Origin of the sequence: Virgibacillus chiguensis (assembly GCF_900129865.1) — a bacterium.
Taxonomy (GTDB): domain Bacteria; phylum Bacillota; class Bacilli; order Bacillales; family Amphibacillaceae; genus Virgibacillus; species Virgibacillus chiguensis.
Genome location: NZ_FQXD01000002.1, coordinates 97,258 through 112,987, shown reverse-complemented (window position 1 = coordinate 112,987; position 15,730 = coordinate 97,258). Strand labels below are relative to the sequence as shown.

The 15,730-nt window shown below is 36.5% G+C and carries 15 protein-coding genes; all 15 read left to right on the top strand.

Features of this window, described 5'->3' with window-relative positions:
• The first annotated feature begins 104 nt into the window (after positions 1-104).
• The 15 genes from dprA to BUB45_RS02955 all read left to right on the top strand — a co-directional run bounded on the left by dprA (position 105) and on the right by BUB45_RS02955 (position 15,613).
• Complete coding sequence (dprA, locus tag BUB45_RS03025) at positions 105-1,037, top strand: DNA-processing protein DprA (protein ID WP_073005112.1); 933 nt, start codon at positions 105-107, stop codon at positions 1,035-1,037.
• A 230-nt stretch (positions 1,038-1,267) separates the two neighbouring features.
• A complete protein-coding gene (gene topA, locus BUB45_RS03020) occupies positions 1,268-3,346 on the top strand; it encodes a type I DNA topoisomerase (protein WP_073005110.1) in 2,079 nt (692 codons plus the stop codon).
• 572 nt (positions 3,347-3,918) lie between these two features.
• Positions 3,919-4,827, top strand: coding sequence for a tyrosine recombinase XerC (gene xerC, locus BUB45_RS03015; protein ID WP_073005108.1), 909 nt, complete (start codon positions 3,919-3,921; stop codon positions 4,825-4,827).
• Positions 4,828-4,851: 24 nt separating this feature from the next.
• Positions 4,852-5,397 (top strand): ATP-dependent protease subunit HslV, encoded by a 546-nt coding sequence (gene hslV / locus BUB45_RS03010; RefSeq protein ID WP_073005107.1) that lies wholly within the window; start codon positions 4,852-4,854, stop codon positions 5,395-5,397.
• 17 nt (positions 5,398-5,414) lie between these two features.
• Positions 5,415-6,809: an ATP-dependent protease ATPase subunit HslU gene (hslU, locus tag BUB45_RS03005; protein WP_073005105.1), complete on the top strand. Its 1,395-nt coding sequence runs from the start codon at positions 5,415-5,417 to the stop codon at positions 6,807-6,809.
• A 27-nt stretch (positions 6,810-6,836) separates the two neighbouring features.
• The gene (gene codY / locus BUB45_RS03000) at positions 6,837-7,616 is read left to right on the top strand and encodes a GTP-sensing pleiotropic transcriptional regulator CodY (RefSeq protein WP_073005103.1); all 780 of its coding nucleotides are present in this window, start codon (positions 6,837-6,839) and stop codon (positions 7,614-7,616) included.
• 677 nt (positions 7,617-8,293) lie between these two features.
• Positions 8,294-8,692, top strand: coding sequence for a flagellar basal body rod protein FlgB (gene flgB, locus BUB45_RS02995; protein WP_073005101.1), 399 nt, complete (start codon positions 8,294-8,296; stop codon positions 8,690-8,692).
• A gap of 3 nt (positions 8,693-8,695) precedes the next feature.
• Complete coding sequence (gene flgC, locus BUB45_RS02990; RefSeq protein WP_073005099.1) at positions 8,696-9,145, top strand: flagellar basal body rod protein FlgC; 450 nt, start codon at positions 8,696-8,698, stop codon at positions 9,143-9,145.
• A gap of 192 nt (positions 9,146-9,337) precedes the next feature.
• The gene (gene fliE / locus BUB45_RS02985) at positions 9,338-9,646 is read left to right on the top strand and encodes a flagellar hook-basal body complex protein FliE (protein WP_073005098.1); all 309 of its coding nucleotides are present in this window, start codon (positions 9,338-9,340) and stop codon (positions 9,644-9,646) included.
• 230 nt (positions 9,647-9,876) lie between these two features.
• The gene (gene fliF, locus BUB45_RS02980) at positions 9,877-11,475 is read left to right on the top strand and encodes a flagellar basal-body MS-ring/collar protein FliF (protein WP_073005096.1); all 1,599 of its coding nucleotides are present in this window, start codon (positions 9,877-9,879) and stop codon (positions 11,473-11,475) included.
• A 12-nt stretch (positions 11,476-11,487) separates the two neighbouring features.
• The gene (fliG, locus tag BUB45_RS02975; RefSeq protein ID WP_073005094.1) at positions 11,488-12,498 is read left to right on the top strand and encodes a flagellar motor switch protein FliG; all 1,011 of its coding nucleotides are present in this window, start codon (positions 11,488-11,490) and stop codon (positions 12,496-12,498) included.
• Positions 12,491-13,234, top strand: coding sequence for a flagellar assembly protein FliH (fliH, locus tag BUB45_RS02970; protein WP_170861697.1), 744 nt, complete (start codon positions 12,491-12,493; stop codon positions 13,232-13,234). Before fliG ends, fliH begins: the two co-directional genes overlap by 8 nt.
• A complete protein-coding gene (gene fliI, locus BUB45_RS02965; protein WP_073005703.1) occupies positions 13,234-14,556 on the top strand; it encodes a flagellar protein export ATPase FliI in 1,323 nt (440 codons plus the stop codon). The genes fliH and fliI overlap by 1 nt, the downstream gene beginning before the upstream one ends.
• Positions 14,553-14,999, top strand: a complete 447-nt coding sequence (gene fliJ, locus BUB45_RS02960) for a flagellar export protein FliJ (protein WP_073005084.1) — start codon at positions 14,553-14,555, stop codon at positions 14,997-14,999. Before fliI ends, fliJ begins: the two co-directional genes overlap by 4 nt.
• Before the next feature lie 5 nt (positions 15,000-15,004).
• Positions 15,005-15,613: a MotE family protein gene (locus BUB45_RS02955; protein ID WP_073005082.1), complete on the top strand. Its 609-nt coding sequence runs from the start codon at positions 15,005-15,007 to the stop codon at positions 15,611-15,613.
• The last annotated feature ends 117 nt before the right edge of the window (positions 15,614-15,730 follow it).

Genomic DNA, 15,730 nt, shown 5'->3' with positions numbered 1-15,730 from the left:
ATGAATTGTTTTATCACTAACGCAGGGAAATAAGCCCAACTACAAATATCGATGTGTCATTGAAAGTTCATTTTTTAAACAATCCCTCTGAAAGGAAGTGGAATATGACGAATGAAATTCGTTTTCGTTTTATTCATTTAAGTCGTTGTAGGGGAGTGACTAGAAGGAGTATTCAAAGAATTATCAAGCTAGATCGTTTTCTTCTACAACTATATCAAATGACCCCGAGTCAAATTAGCCACACTTTTTCTCTCCCATTAAAAAACGCTACAACCTTATATCAAGACCTTCATAATCAAGCACGTCTAAAACAGCTGCAATTGGAAATGAAAAATCACCATATAATTACTATCCTTGACAAACGATTTCCATCTATGTTAAAAGCTATTCATGACCCACCTCTTGTCTTATATGGCAAAGGTAATGTGGATTTATTAAATGATGCCCCATCTTTAAGTGTAATTGGTTCGAGGGATCCTTCAAGGGAGGCAAAGAGAAAAACAGCTTTTATAATCGAGCCTTTACTCCATAAAAATTGGTTAATAGTAAGTGGACTAGCAAGAGGGGTAGATCAATATGCACATGAAAAGACACTTATATTAAATGGGAAAACAATAGCTGTATTAGGAGGTGGCTTTGAGCATCTCTATCCTAAAGAAAATCAATCATTATATCAAGAAATTGTTCATAAAGGTCTTGTGCTATCTGAATATACGCCAACAACCCCACCTGCAAAGCATCATTTTCCTGAACGAAACCGAATTATTAGTGGATTGAGCTTTGGTACATTGGTAATTGAAGCGAAAAAAAGAAGTGGGACTATGATTACGGTAGATCAAGCATTAGAACAAGGGAGAGAAGTGTTTGCGGTTCCTGGTTCTATATTTACAGAGCAAACAGAGGGCTGTCATCAATTGATTCGAGATGGTGCCCAAATGGTTACAAATGCCAAAGACATTCTTGAAGAATGGCAAGTCCACGCGATGGGTGGGAAAGGACTACTAACCAGTACGCATGTTTATGAAAAAAGTAATTAATGTCTATGAGAATGATAAATTTTAGAACGGTTATTTCAGAACATGTTTGACAAATGCAATGTATATATTTACTATTAGTGAAGATTTGTAAATAGTATTAAAGGATAATTTGTAGGTTTATTTTAGTGAACAAACAATAATGAAAATAAAGAAAGACATGGTTGCCAGAAAGGAGTTCTGGTCGGGTGTGAAGCTTGTTCTTGAACACCCTTAATTTGGGAGGAAATCATATGTCAGATTATCTAGTGATCGTTGAGTCGCCTGCGAAGGCGAAGACGATTGAACGTTATTTAGGAAAAAAATATAAAGTAAAGGCCTCGATGGGGCATGTAAGAGATTTACCAAAAAGTCAAATGGGTGTAGATGCAGAAAATAATTTTACTCCAAAGTATATTACTATACGCGGAAAGGGCGATGTGGTTAAGGATTTAAAATCTGCAGCTAAAAAGGCCAAAAAAATATATCTCGCAGCGGACCCTGACAGGGAAGGGGAAGCAATAGCGTGGCATTTAGCTCATATTTTAAACATTGATGAGCAATCAGAATGCAGGGTTGTATTTAACGAAATTACCAAAGACGCGATTAAAGAGTCGTTTAAGCATCCTAGATCTATAAACATGAATTTGGTTGACGCGCAACAAGCAAGAAGGATACTTGATCGATTGGTAGGGTACAATATTAGCCCACTCCTATGGAAAAAAGTCAAAAAAGGTTTAAGTGCTGGGCGCGTGCAATCTGTTGCAGTGAAATTAATCATTGATCGAGAAAAAGAAATTGAAAGCTTTATCCCTGAAGAATATTGGTCCATTGATGCGCAGTTTTTAAAAGAAAGTGAATTATTTGAAGGGTCCTTTTACGGGATAAACGGAAAAAAAGTAGCATTAAAAACGGAGGCAGATGTAAGAGAAATTAAACAGTTGCTTCAAGGTGATCAGTTTACTGTAGATAAAGTAAACAAAAAAGAACGTAGACGGAATCCAGCTCAACCATTTACTACTTCTTCCTTACAACAGGAAGCTGCTAGAAAGCTGAATTTTAAAGCAAAGAAAACAATGATGGTTGCTCAGCAACTTTATGAAGGAATCGACCTCGGTCGTCAAGCAGGAGGCATAACTGGACTAATTACGTATATGCGTACAGATTCAACAAGAATATCTGAAACGGCAAAAAATGAAGCGAACTCATATATTCATGAACAATATGGAGAAGAGTACTTAGGTACAAATAAACAAAAGAAACAATCAGAGTCTGCGCAAGATGCTCATGAAGCTATTCGCCCGACTTCTGTGTTAAGAGAGCCTAATTCACTTAAAGCTATCCTATCAAGAGATCAACTTCGATTATATAAATTAATTTGGGAACGGTTTTTGGCTAGTCAGATGGCTGCTGCGGTCATGGACACGATGACTGTTCATTTATTAAATAATCATGTCGAGTTCCGAGCTACAGGCTCAAAGATAAAATTTAAAGGTTTTATGAAAGTGTATGTGGAAGGAAGAGATGATCAGAAAAAAGATGAAAACAAACTCCTTCCTGCGTTATCTGAAGGTATGAAAGTTAAGGCACAGGAAATAAAACCGAATCAACATTTTACGCAGCCACCACCAAGGTATACAGAGGCGAGATTAGTAAAAACGATGGAGGAACTAGGAATTGGTCGTCCTTCTACTTATGCACCTACTTTGGATACGATTCAAAGACGCGGTTATGTAAGTATTGATAATAAGCGATTTGTACCTACTGAATTAGGTACGATTGTTTTAGAATTAGTTGAAGAATTCTTCCCTAAAATTATTGATGTAGATTTTACTGCAAAAATGGAAAACGATTTAGATGCTATTGAAGAAGGAAGCATAGAATGGGTAAAGATCATTGATCAATTCTATCAAGATTTTGAGAAGCGCTTGAAGAAGGCTGAACAGGAAATGGAAAAAGTAGAAATAAAAGATGAACCAGCGGGAATTGATTGTGAAAAATGTGGTCATGAGATGGTTTATAAAATGGGGAGATATGGGAAATTCTTGGCTTGTTCGAACTTTCCAGAATGTCGAAATACGAAACCGATTTTAAAGAAAATTGGTGTTGATTGTCCAAAATGTAAAACAGGGGAAATAGTTGAAAGAAAATCAAAGAAACGTCGTACCTTTTATGGATGTGACCAATATCCGGAATGTGACTTCGTTTCGTGGGATAAACCTATTTCTAGACCATGTCCTAAATGCGAGGCATTACTAGTGGAGAAAAAAGCGAAAAAGGGGACACAAATTCAATGTACGAACTGTGAATATAAAGAAGAGCCTCAAACGTAACTGTTCAACTAAGTTGAACAGTTTCTTTTCATATTATAGGTTAAGGATTTATCCAGAATATAAGGTGCTAAGCACCCCTAACTCTTGGAAGATGTGAGTTGAATCATTCTATCTCTTAAAATGAAGATCTGTTATTTTTGTCACAATTATTTAACAATGATACTGTTTGAACCTTCTAAAAAAAGGATATATACTATATGAGAGTGATATTGTCAGCTATTTGCCTGTTCCTAAAAGCTTAGTTATAATAGATTTGCTGGATTTGTTAAAATATAAACATAATTAATTGACTAATCTCCACAAAACAGATATAATTACGCCTTGGTAAGGCAATGTACTTGACGGCATTGTTCTTACTTTTTATTCTGGATCAGACAAATGGTTTAGTGGCAATTAGCTAGCGTAATAAACACCCAATGATGGAAGATTCATTTCATACAAAATGGCCAGATGAAAAGGCAATTCTAACTATGAGAGTGGTTGTTTCTGAATTTTGTTACAATTTAGTTAAATTTATTGCTTAATGTGATTTTCTGTGTTATGCTATATTCGCTGCTTAATGGGGTGAAAATTTGAATAATTTCAGACAATATTGGCAATCCTTTAAAGAGTACTTACAAATAGAGAAAAATGCCTCTCCGTATACGATTAAATATTACATGCAAGATCTAGAAGTGTTTTTTTCTTTTTTGCATACGGAAAGGTTAACAAGATTTTGTGATGTGGACGAACGGATTGTTCGTGTGTTTTTAAATACCCTATATGATCAGCGACTAAGCAGGAAATCTGTTTCCCGGAAGATATCAGCGTTGCGAACGTTTTATAAATATTTAGAACGAGAAGATGTGGTAGATGTGAATCCATTTTCAGCTATTCGTTTACCTAAAACGGAAAGCAAGATTCCGGGATTCTTGTATGAGAAAGAGTTAGAGAAGCTATTTGAAGTAAGTAATTTAACCCAACCTTTAGGCCAGCGAAACCAAGCCTTAATAGAATTGCTTTATGCTACGGGGATAAGGGTAAGTGAGTGTAGACAGTTGATTTTAGATAACATTGATTTCTATATTGGAACAGTGTTTGTGCAAGGAAAAGGCAGAAAAGAACGTTACATTCCGTATGGCAAATTTGCTAAAATTGCTTTGGAAACATACATACAGGATGGAAGAAAAGCGTTGCTTGCAAAATCCGGTCAACAAACAAACGCATTATTTCTCAATAATCGTGGATTACCTTTAACGGATAGAGGAATTCGTGACATAATGAACAAAATGGTGAAAAATGCAGCTTTAACTGTACATGTGCATCCACACAAACTGCGACACACATTTGCTACTCATCTCTTAAATGAAGGTGCTGATTTACGCAGCGTACAAGAATTATTAGGTCATGAAAATTTGTCAACAACTCAAATTTATACGCATGTGACAAAAGATCATTTGCGACGTGTATATATGAGAAGTCACCCGAGAGCAAATGATTAACATTAAATAAAGAGGTGAGCTTACATGACCAATGAAATGCATGCTACCACTATTTTTGCCATCCACCATAAAGGACAATGTGCGATGAGTGGGGACGGTCAAGTAACGATGGGAAATGCAGTAGTTATGAAACATAAAGCAAAGAAAGTTCGTACACTATTTAAAGGGCAGGTATTAGCTGGATTTGCCGGTTCTGTAGCTGACGCGTTTACTCTTTTCGAAAAGTTTGAAGCGAAATTAGAAACATATAATGGCAACTTGCCTAGAGCGGCTGTTGAGCTTGCAAAGGAATGGCGAAGCGACAGAGTGCTAAGAAAACTGGAAGCTTTGTTAATTGTCATGGATAAGGAGCATATGTTTTTAGTCTCTGGTACTGGAGAAGTTATAGAGCCTGATGACGGAATTTTAGCTATCGGATCTGGTGGGAATTATGCTCTTAGCGCTGGTAGAGCTCTAGCGAGATACTCTAAAGAATTATCTGCTAAAGAGATTGCGAAAGCATCCTTGGAAATTGCTGGAGAATTATGTGTGTATACGAACAACCATATCACACTTGAGGTATTGGAGTAAAAGGAGGCCTTTAGGAAATGGGGATGAACTACACTCCTAAACAAATTGTGGGACAATTAGATAAATATATTATTGGCCAGAAAAGTGCAAAGCGATCTGTAGCTGTTGCATTGCGTAATAGATATAGGCGCATGCAGTTAGATGAAGGTCTAAAAGAAGAAGTGGTTCCGAAGAATATTTTAATGATTGGCCCAACCGGAGTAGGAAAAACAGAAATAGCTCGAAGGCTAGCTAAGCTGGTAGGTGCACCATTTGTAAAAGTGGAGGCGACGAAGTTTACGGAAGTAGGCTATGTAGGTCGAGATGTTGAATCCATGATTCGAGATTTAGTTGAAATGGCATTGCGGACTGTGAAAGAGGAAAAAATGAAACAAGTGAAAGAAAAAGCGGAAGAAGAAGCAAATAAATTACTTGTCAAACTTTTAGTTCCTCAGTCTAAAGCAGCCAACGAAACAAAAAACCCTTTTGAAATGTTATTTTCTTCACAGGCTAATAGCGAAGAAGGCGCTGAAGAATCTGCGAAAAATGATGAGATTCGAAATAAACGGAAGCGTGTAGAACAACAATTAGCATCTGGTGAGTTAGAAGATAAAGTAGTAACTGTTGAAATAGAAGAGCAAACGCCATCTATGTTTGACATGTTACAAGGTTCTGGAATGGAACATATGGGCATGAATATGCAAGATGCGCTTGGACAATTTATGCCAAAGAAAAAGAAAAAGCGAAAATTGTTAGTGTCTGAAGCAAGGAAAGTGTTAACGCAGCAAGAAGCGAGTAAACTTGTAGATATGGAAGAAGCAGCACAAGAAGCCATTTTACGAGCAGAGCAATCGGGGATTGTGTTTATTGATGAAATAGATAAAGTAGCTGGTAAAGATGAACAAAGTGCTAACGTATCTCGCGAAGGTGTTCAACGCGATATATTGCCAATTATTGAAGGATCTACAGTTGTCACAAAGCATGGACCAGTAAAAACAGACCATATGTTATTTATTGCCGCTGGCGCATTTCATATGTCAAAACCATCTGATCTAATTCCTGAATTACAAGGAAGATTTCCAATTAGGGTAGAATTAGAGAAACTATCAACAGATGATTTTAAGCGAATATTAAAAGAACCATCTAATGCTTTATTAAAGCAATATGAAGCTTTATTAAAAACAGAAGGTATAAATATAGTATTTACAGACGAAGCTGTAAATAGAATAGCTGAAATTGCTTATGAAGTGAATCAGGAAATGGATAACATTGGAGCTAGAAGACTTCATACAATTTTAGAAAAGTTGCTGGAGGATCTGTCCTTTGAAGCACCGGAGATTAATATGGATACTGTTGAAATCACTCCAGCTTATGTAGATGAAAAACTTTCTGCTATCGCGAAAAATAAGGATTTAAGTCAATATATTTTATAACATATAGAGATCGAATGGAGGATCATAATGGAACTATTAAATCGTGCAAGAAAAATTAATGCAATGCTACAAAAATTCGGCGGGAAATCTGTGGACTTTAATGATATGTCTGCTTCGTTACGTGATGTAATTAAAGGAAATGTATATATTCTAAGCCGTCGTGGAAAATTACTTGGATTTGCTATTAATCAAGAGATTGAAAACGAGAGAATGAAAGCTATGCTGGAAGAACGTCAGTTTCCGCAAGAATATACGGAAGGATTACACAATATTCATGAAACAACAGCGAATATTGGTATAGATAGTCCACATACTGTATTCCCGGTAGAAAACCGCGACTTATTCCAAACAGCTTTAACCACTATTGTTCCAATCATTGGCGGGGGAGATCGTTTAGGAACGCTTATTATTGGTCGTTTATCAGAAAAATTTAATGAAGATGATCTCTTATTAGCTGAGTATGGGGCTACAGTTGTAGGTATGGAAATACTTCATGAAAAGTCTCAAGAAATTGAGCTAGAAGCAAGAAGTAAAGCTGTTGTTCAAATGGCAATTAGTTCACTTTCTTATAGTGAATTAGAAGCAATTGACCATATTTTTGAAGAGCTGGACGGTAGTGAAGGGCTTCTTGTAGCAAGCAAAATCGCTGATCGTGTTGGCATTACCCGTTCTGTCATTGTAAATGCTCTAAGAAAACTAGAAAGTGCTGGCGTAATTGAATCTCGTTCACTGGGAATGAAGGGGACATATATTAAAGTCTTAAATCACAACTTCCTTGTTGAATTAGAAAATTTACGCTCTAGATAAAAAGTTTAAATAATTGCTCTTAAGAAAGAAAACGAAACATCCGAAACGCGTTTTACACGTGTTTCGGATGTTTTTATATTGGTCTAGGAAAGTATAAAATTTAATGCTATGACGTAACCAAACAACCGAACGGGCTTAGTCCGGCTCCAGTGCCCAGCAACTAGGCGACTTCACGCCATTGCACTAAGCTAAGTCATCATCCGTTCGTCCTAATAGGAAGGTCGACTAAAGACATGCTTGCCGGAGGGCACCGGCATACTCCTGTTGCAGGAGCATGATTCCTAAAACTTTCGTTGATTCGTTCCAGCCGCTACGTTGCTAACCGGGATCCCTGAGCCTTTGTTCTATACACTGCGATGACAAGTAGCTAATTTTCTAGTTGAATACGTCGACCCTGTATGATTTTTAAACTATCCTTATTTCACCACAAGCAATTTTGGGGATGTTATTTATATTTGTCGATTTTTGAAAGTACTTAATTGAACGAAAAGTAAATCATACAAAACTTAAATATAGTATAATTGACCTAGTAAAAAATAACCAACTTGTAATGTATTATATAAAAATGTCTAAAAACCATAGACTTTAGTTTGATTATGACTTAAACTATTCGTAGATAAACATTACTTTTCGACTGCTTTTTGAAATATAACTAGTACTTTTTTAGGGGTGAAACAATGAGTTTGTTTAATGGAACAATTCAAGCTTTGGAACATTCGTTAGGCTATTCTTCAGCCAAAAATCGAGCAATTTCATCAAATTTAGCAAATCTAGATACGCCTAATTATAAAGCGAAAGATGTTACATTTAAGAATTATTTGGCACATGAACTCTCGCAACCTATACAGGCAAAAACTACAAACAGCCGTCATATAGGGTTTCAAGGAGATACGCAACCAGCGGGCTATAAAACTTTTATAAATCAAGCAACATCTTATCAGCATAATGGTAACAATGTAGATGTAGATAAGGAAATGGCAGACTTGGCTGAAAATCAAATTTACTACCAAGCGCTAGTGGATCGTATTAGTGGAAAATTTGGGAGTTTACAAACAGCTTTAAAAGGAGGCAGGTAATTAATGTCTATGTTTCATTCGTTACACTCTAGTGCTAGTGCTTTGACAGCACAAAGATTAAGAATGGATGTAATATCATCTAATATTGCTAATGCACAATCAACAAGAGCTACCGTCAATGAGAATGGAGAGGTAGAACCATATCGTAGGAAAATGGTTGCATTGCAACCAGAGGGAGCTTCTTTTCAATCTTTTTTACATAAAGCAGCTAATGCTTCAGCTCCTAGTGGTGTGCGTGTTAGATCGATAGAAGAAGATGAAACTCCGTTCAAGCAAGTATATAATCCTAGTCATCCCGATGCTAATGCAGATGGATATGTTCAATTACCGAACGTTGATCCCTTAAAGGAAATGGTTGATCTAATGAGCGCCACTCGCTCTTATGAGGCGAATATAACGTCTGTAAATGCTACGAAATCTATGTTAATGAAAGCTTTAGAAATTGGGAAATAAGTTTATTTTTACGATATAGGTGCCAATCTTTTAAAGTTAATCGTACATGGGATAAGGTAAGTGAGAATTTACAAAGACCTAAATTTCTGAAAAGGAATCGGCTTATACTTTAAAAGACGAACAATCAGTAAGTTAACTGACAAAGCAATTAATTAGAGAGTAGCTATAAAAGCATTAAATAGGAGGGTTTTTATGATTCAAAGAATTAGCAATCCAATAACAGAACTATCTCCAAATGCAACTGTTCAAAGTAAACCAAAAATATCTCCCGGTGAAGCACAAGCGAAATTTGCTTCCGCATTAAAAAATGCCATTAATAATGTAAATGAAGTACAAGCAATATCTGATGAAAAAACGGAAGCAATGGCGAAAGGTGATATTACAGATTTGCATGATGTTATGATTGCCTCTCAAAAATCTAGTATCGCTTTAGAAGCAACTGTACAAGTTCAGAGTAAAGCAGTTGAAGCCTACAAAGAAATGATGAGTATGCAAGTGTAGATGAAGAAAAGGATCTAGCAGTTATAAAACATTTCCGCAAGTAGTATTGCAATTGTAATTTTTAAAAGGATTTCGTTATCTACTGTCTGATTAGTTGAAGATTTTCAGGCTCATTTATTACATAACTAGGAATAATTTTATAGCATCTCTGCACGATGTGATGCTTTATCCTCTTTACGTACAGTACATATAGAAAGATATTTTACTAGAGCATGTTGGTGGGGGAACTTATGAAAGAGAAGATGATAAATTGGAAAGATCGAACAACGAATTTTTGGAGGAATCGTACGAAAGTTCAAAAAATAACATTTTTCGGCTCCATTTTTGTTGGTCTCCTTTTAATAGTAAGCATTGTCCTTTTTACAACGCATTCAAACTATGTTCCATTATATAATAATTTATCTATGGAAGAAGTGGGACAAATTAAAGGAGAGTTGGACGCTAAAGGTGTTCCCTATGAATTATCAGACGGCGGTAAGGTAATTGAAGTACCAGAAGAGCAAGTGGATAGTCTTTTGGTTGACCTTGCTGCCCAAGGGTTACCAAACAGCGGCAATATTGATTACTCCTTTTTTAGTGAAAATGCTTCATGGGGAGTTACTGAAAACGAATTTAATGTTATGAAGCTTGACGCGATGCAAACAGAATTGGCGAATTTAATCAAAGGAATTGATGGTATTCAAGATGCCAAAGTGATGATTAATATGCCAGAAGAGCCTGTATTCGTAAATGATGCCAAACAAGAAGCAAGCGCTTCGATTGTTATTGATACAGAAGCAGGCTATAACTTTGAACCAAGTGAGATAAACGGACTGTATCATATTGTTTCCAAGGCTGTGCCAAATTTACCTACAGAAAATATTGCTATTACAAATCAATATTTCGAGAGTTTTGACCTAGAGAGCTCTGGAAACAACACATCAAAAGACTCGTACACGTATCAACAAACTGTTAAACAAGACATTGAAAAAGATGTGCAAAAACGATTGCAACAAATGCTAGGAGCCATGGTAGGTCCTGGAAATGTTATCGTGTCCGTAACATCAGATATTGATTTCACGCAAGAAAATCGAACAGAAGAGCTTGTTGAACCAGTTGACTTAGAAAGTATGGAAGGATTACCTGTTAGTATAGAAACGATACAGGAAACGTATGAAGGAAATGGTGCGGCTGCAGGTGGGGTCGGCGGTACTGGTGAGGAAGACGTGGCCAATTATCAGGCTACAGATGAAGACGGTGATGGCGAATATGAAATGACAAAAGAAACCATCAACAATGAATTTAATCGAATAAGAAAAAATATTGTAGAAAGCCCATATAAGATTCGTGATTTAGGCATACAAATTGCGGTTAACCGTGCGAAAACTACAGAAGAAAGCGATGTAGAATATTTATCACAGCAAGAAGAGGCTGCTGTTGAAGAAGGAATTAGTTCCATTGTCAATTCCATTGTTACGACATCCATTCATGCAGAATACGAAGAAGATGTTACGCCAGAAGAAAATGTATCCATTGTTTTTCAAGAGTTTACGGGTGCAGATACTCAACCTGATACAACGGCGCCAACTATACCAACTTGGGTTTATGTAGTTGGGGGCGGGTTGCTTCTAGCTATTATTGTCTTACTAATTATTTTCTTGCGTCGTAGAAAAGCAGAAAGTGAAGAAGAAGAGCTGTTACAAGAATCAACAGCACCAATAGAAGTTCCAGATCTTCCAGAACAGGAAGACTCAGAAGCTACAATTCGTAAAAAACAGTTAGAAAAAATTGCTAAAGAAAAACCAGAAGATTTTGCGAAATTACTACGCAGTTGGATTGGAGAGGAATAGGGGGTATGAATATTGGCACGTCACAAAGGATTAACTGGTAAGCAAAAAGCTGCAATTCTATTAATCTCCTTAGGTCCTGATGTATCTGCAGAAGTATATAAACATTTAACAGAAGAAGAAATTGAACGGTTAAGTTTAGAAATTTCTTCAGTTAAAAAAGTAGATAACCAAAAGAAAGAGGAGGTTATAGAGCAATTTCATCAAATAGCTCAAGCTCAAGACTATATTGCTCAAGGCGGGATTGGCTATGCAAAAACAGTGTTAGAAAAAGCTTTCGGCAAACAAGAGGCAACGAACATTATTAACCGCCTAACCTCTTCATTACAGGTGCGACCATTTGATTTTGCTAGAAGAGCGGATCCACAACAGGTTTTTAATTTTATACAAGGAGAGCATCCGCAAACGATCGCTTTAGTCCTTTCCTATTTAGATTCGGAACAGGCTGGGCAAATATTATCAGCATTACCACAAGAAATGCAAGCGGATGTCGCAAAGCGAATCGCGACAATGGACTCTACATCACCGGAAATTATTTCTCAAGTGGAGCAAGTACTGGAAAAAAATATCTCAGCTTCATTTACAGAGGACTATACGCAAACTGGTGGAATACAAGCAGTAGTAGAAGTATTAAATGGAGTTGATAGAAGTACAGAACGGACAATTTTAGATGCATTAGAAATTCAAGATCCAGAGCTTGCAGATGAAATCAAAAAGCGGATGTTTGTGTTTGAAGATATTGTTATTTTAGATAACCGTGCTATTCAACGTATAATTCGTGAAGTAGATAACGAAGATCTTCGTCTATCATTGAAAGTGAGTAGCGATGAAGTGAAGGATATCATATTTAAAAATATGTCTCAGCGAATGGCAGAGACATATAAAGAGGAAATGGAATATATGGGACCCGTACGTCTACGTGATGTTGAAGAGGCTCAAACACGTATTGTTTCAACGATACGGAGACTTGAGGATGTAGGTGAAATCGTTATTGCTAGAGGTGGGGGAGATGATATCATTGTCTAATCCTTCATGGATAACTGAAAGAAAACAAATTCGTATAAAGCCAGTTAGCGTCTTTCAGCCAAGTAATACGCATGTAAAAGAAGCTCATGATAAATTGGAACTTGATCAGGAACTGTTGCAAGCTGAACAAGCATTAGAGCAACTTCGAGAACAGCACGAACAATTGATAAAACAAACAAAACGAGAGATTGAAGCTGAAAAACGTGCTTGGCAAGAAGAAAGACAAAAATATGTGGAAGCTGCCAAGGAAGAAGGGTTCCAAGAAGGTTTTTCGGAAGGAAAATCAGAAGCGCTAACTACGTATAAGGCTTATGTAGATCATGCAAATCATTTGGTTGAAAGTGCCAAGCACGAATATTATTCACTTATCGAAGAACATGAAGAAACAATTATGGAAATCGCCATTCATACAGCAAAAAAAATTATCAGGCAAGAGATAGTAGCAGACCCTAAAACATTTTTACCTATTATTCAAGCAGCTATTAAAGAATTAAAAGATCAATCTGAAATTGCTTTATATTTACATCCAAACCAATATGCATTTGTCGTGCAACATAAAGAAGAATTATCTTCTTTAATTGAACCAAATGCAAAACTTATGTGTTATGTATCAGATGAAATAGAAGAAAACGGCTGTAGGATTAAATACCCATACGGACAAGTTGATGTGGGGATTGATACGCAGCTTGAAGAGATTGGCAAGGCTCTAATTGAATTAGCAGGAGAGGGAAAATGATGAATGCAACTGCTTATTTAAATGCTATTTCTAAATTAGATACGTACAAACGTTACGGGAAAGTATTGCGTGTTGTAGGTATTATGATCGAGTCTAAAGGCCCTGCTGCGAACATCGGCGAAGTGTGCTACATTCATCCAGCTTCTCAAAGAGAAAACCCAATTATTGCAGAAGTAGTAGGATTTCATGAGGAACGAATTATTTTAATGCCTTATGAAGAAGTAATAGAAATTGGTTCTGGTTGTTTAGTAGAAGCTACTGGAAAACCACTTAGTATTAAAATTGGTAGAGGGTTAATTGGTAATGTTATTAACGCTTTAGGAAAGCCTTTAAATGGTAAAGCGTTGCAAAAAGGCCTTAAGAGTTATCTTACCGATCAATCTCCGCCGAATCCAATGCAAAGACCGCCAATTACAAATGCTTTACAGGTTGGCATTAAAATTATTGATGGGTTACTGACTGTTGGTGAGGGGCAAAGAATTGGTATTTTTGCTGGCAGTGGTGTAGGAAAAAGTACTTTACTTGGAATGATTGCACGAAACAGTGAAGCAGATATCAATGTTATTGCATTGATTGGTGAGCGTGGACGAGAAGTTAGAGAGTTTATCGAAAAAGATTTGGGCGAAGAAGGGCTGAAAAAGTCTATCGTCGTAGTAGCAACATCTGATCAGCCAGCTTTAATGAGAATTAAGGGTGCAGATACAGCTACCGCTATTAGCGAATATTTTCGTGATCAAGGTTATCGCGTTAACTTATTAATGGATTCTGTAACAAGGGTTGCTATGGCAAGAAGAGAAGTTGGATTGGCCACTGGTGAACCACCGACAACGAAAGGTTATACACCGTCAGTATTTGCGACACTACCTAAGCTTTTAGAGCGAACTGGAACTAATTCTAATGGGACGATTACTGCTTTTTATACGGTGCTTGTTGATGGGGATGACATGAATGAGCCAATTGCTGATACTGTTCGAGGTATTTTGGATGGCCATTTCATTATGGATCGTAAATTAGCAGAAAGAGGTCAATACCCTGCGATTAACATATTGCAATCTATTAGTCGAGTAATGCAACAGGTTACAGGCGAAAATCACCAGCAGGTAGCTAAACAAATTCGGAATTTGCTCGCAACGTTTGAAGAGAATAGAGAATTGATTCAAATAGGGGCTTATAAACGTGGGACAGACCAAGAAATTGATCGAGCAATGGATTATTACCCTAAAATTGTATCTTTTCTTAAACAAGGGATTAGTGATTATTACTCGTTAGAAGAATCCATTCATTTAATGAAAAATCTGCTTCACGGAGGTGTTCGGAAATGAGTGACACGGCAGTCTTAACTAAACTACTACATGTTCGAGAAACGGAAAAAGTACAAGCTCAAAAAGCTTATCAGCAGGCTATCGATTGCTTTGAAAATTCTGCCACCCAATTATACCAATTGTTAAAAAAGAAAGAAGTAGCAGAAGAAATCTATGAAGAATGTATGCAACAAACTACAACGTTAGAAAAATTAAGGAAACAGGTTGACTATTTAGAAAAATTAAATGCTATGATTGTCCATTTACAAGAGGAAGTACAAAAAGCGAGAGCAGATATGGAAGCAAAACAATCTGATTTAACAGAGGCACATGTAGAAACAAAAAAATTTGAGAAAATGATTACACATCGTAAGCAAAGAGAAACGGAAGCGCAGGAAAAATTAGAAAAAGCGATGATGGATGAAATATCCATGCAGCAATTTTTAAAATATAAAAATAGGTGAAGCGAATGGTTAAGAAAAAACAAGCAGATACAAAAAAAATGAATCCTTTTCTTTGGTTCTTGTTCGCAATTATTGTCCCTATTTGCTTCACTATTACGCTTGTCACCATCATTTTGTTAGCTACAGGTGTGGATGTAGGAGGTTGGGTGAAAGGGAAAGCAGCAGAGATTCCTGGTGTTTCATCATTTGTAGATGAAGATGATGGTAGGAAGGCAAAAGATGTAGCAGATACGCAGTTGAAATCACAAATTGAAAATAAGGACTCAGAGATTAAACAATTACAGGAAGAATTAAAGGATAAAGAGACAACGATCCAAATGCTTGAACAAGACATTATTAAACTTCAAGATCGAGAGCAAAATCAGACGGAAGAACAACAAAAGAAAGATGAAAATCAAACAAAAAAGAGTTCCTTTAAATCAATGTCTACTTCGTTTAAAGAAATGGATGAAGAAAAAGCAGCTCATATTTTACAAGATTTAAAGAGAAAAACAGCATTAGCCATTTTAGAAGAGTTGGATGACAAGGAACGCGGCAAGATATTAGAAGTAATGGATGCTACTACTGCTGCGCAATTAACAGAGCAATTTTTGAATAAGGTAGAGGAAGAGTAGTCCTTTATGAAGCGTCTAGATAAATATGGCAAAAATCTCACCATTTCCAATACGGAGTAGGTTGTTAAGTAGTAGTTCTGACGAAAAAATGCTAATTATATGTGGATAGCATTTAAA

Bases quoted from the DNA above. Each gene is read 5' to 3' on its own strand.
- dprA (WP_073005112.1), top strand. From the start codon at position 105: ATGACGAATGAAATTCGTTTTCGTTTTATTCATTTAAGTCGTTGTAGG.
- topA (WP_073005110.1), top strand. From the start codon at position 1,268: ATGTCAGATTATCTAGTGATCGTTGAGTCGCCTGCGAAGGCGAAGACG.
- hslV (WP_073005107.1), top strand. From the start codon at position 4,852: ATGACCAATGAAATGCATGCTACCACTATTTTTGCCATCCACCATAAA.
- hslU (WP_073005105.1), top strand. From the start codon at position 5,415: ATGGGGATGAACTACACTCCTAAACAAATTGTGGGACAATTAGATAAA.
- codY (WP_073005103.1), top strand. From the start codon at position 6,837: ATGGAACTATTAAATCGTGCAAGAAAAATTAATGCAATGCTACAAAAA.
- flgB (WP_073005101.1), top strand. From the start codon at position 8,294: ATGAGTTTGTTTAATGGAACAATTCAAGCTTTGGAACATTCGTTAGGC.
- flgC (WP_073005099.1), top strand. From the start codon at position 8,696: ATGTCTATGTTTCATTCGTTACACTCTAGTGCTAGTGCTTTGACAGCA.
- fliE (WP_073005098.1), top strand. From the start codon at position 9,338: ATGATTCAAAGAATTAGCAATCCAATAACAGAACTATCTCCAAATGCA.
- fliF (WP_073005096.1), top strand. From the start codon at position 9,877: ATGAAAGAGAAGATGATAAATTGGAAAGATCGAACAACGAATTTTTGG.
- fliI (WP_073005703.1), top strand. From the start codon at position 13,234: ATGAATGCAACTGCTTATTTAAATGCTATTTCTAAATTAGATACGTAC.
- fliJ (WP_073005084.1), top strand. From the start codon at position 14,553: ATGAGTGACACGGCAGTCTTAACTAAACTACTACATGTTCGAGAAACG.
- BUB45_RS02955 (WP_073005082.1), top strand. From the start codon at position 15,005: ATGGTTAAGAAAAAACAAGCAGATACAAAAAAAATGAATCCTTTTCTT.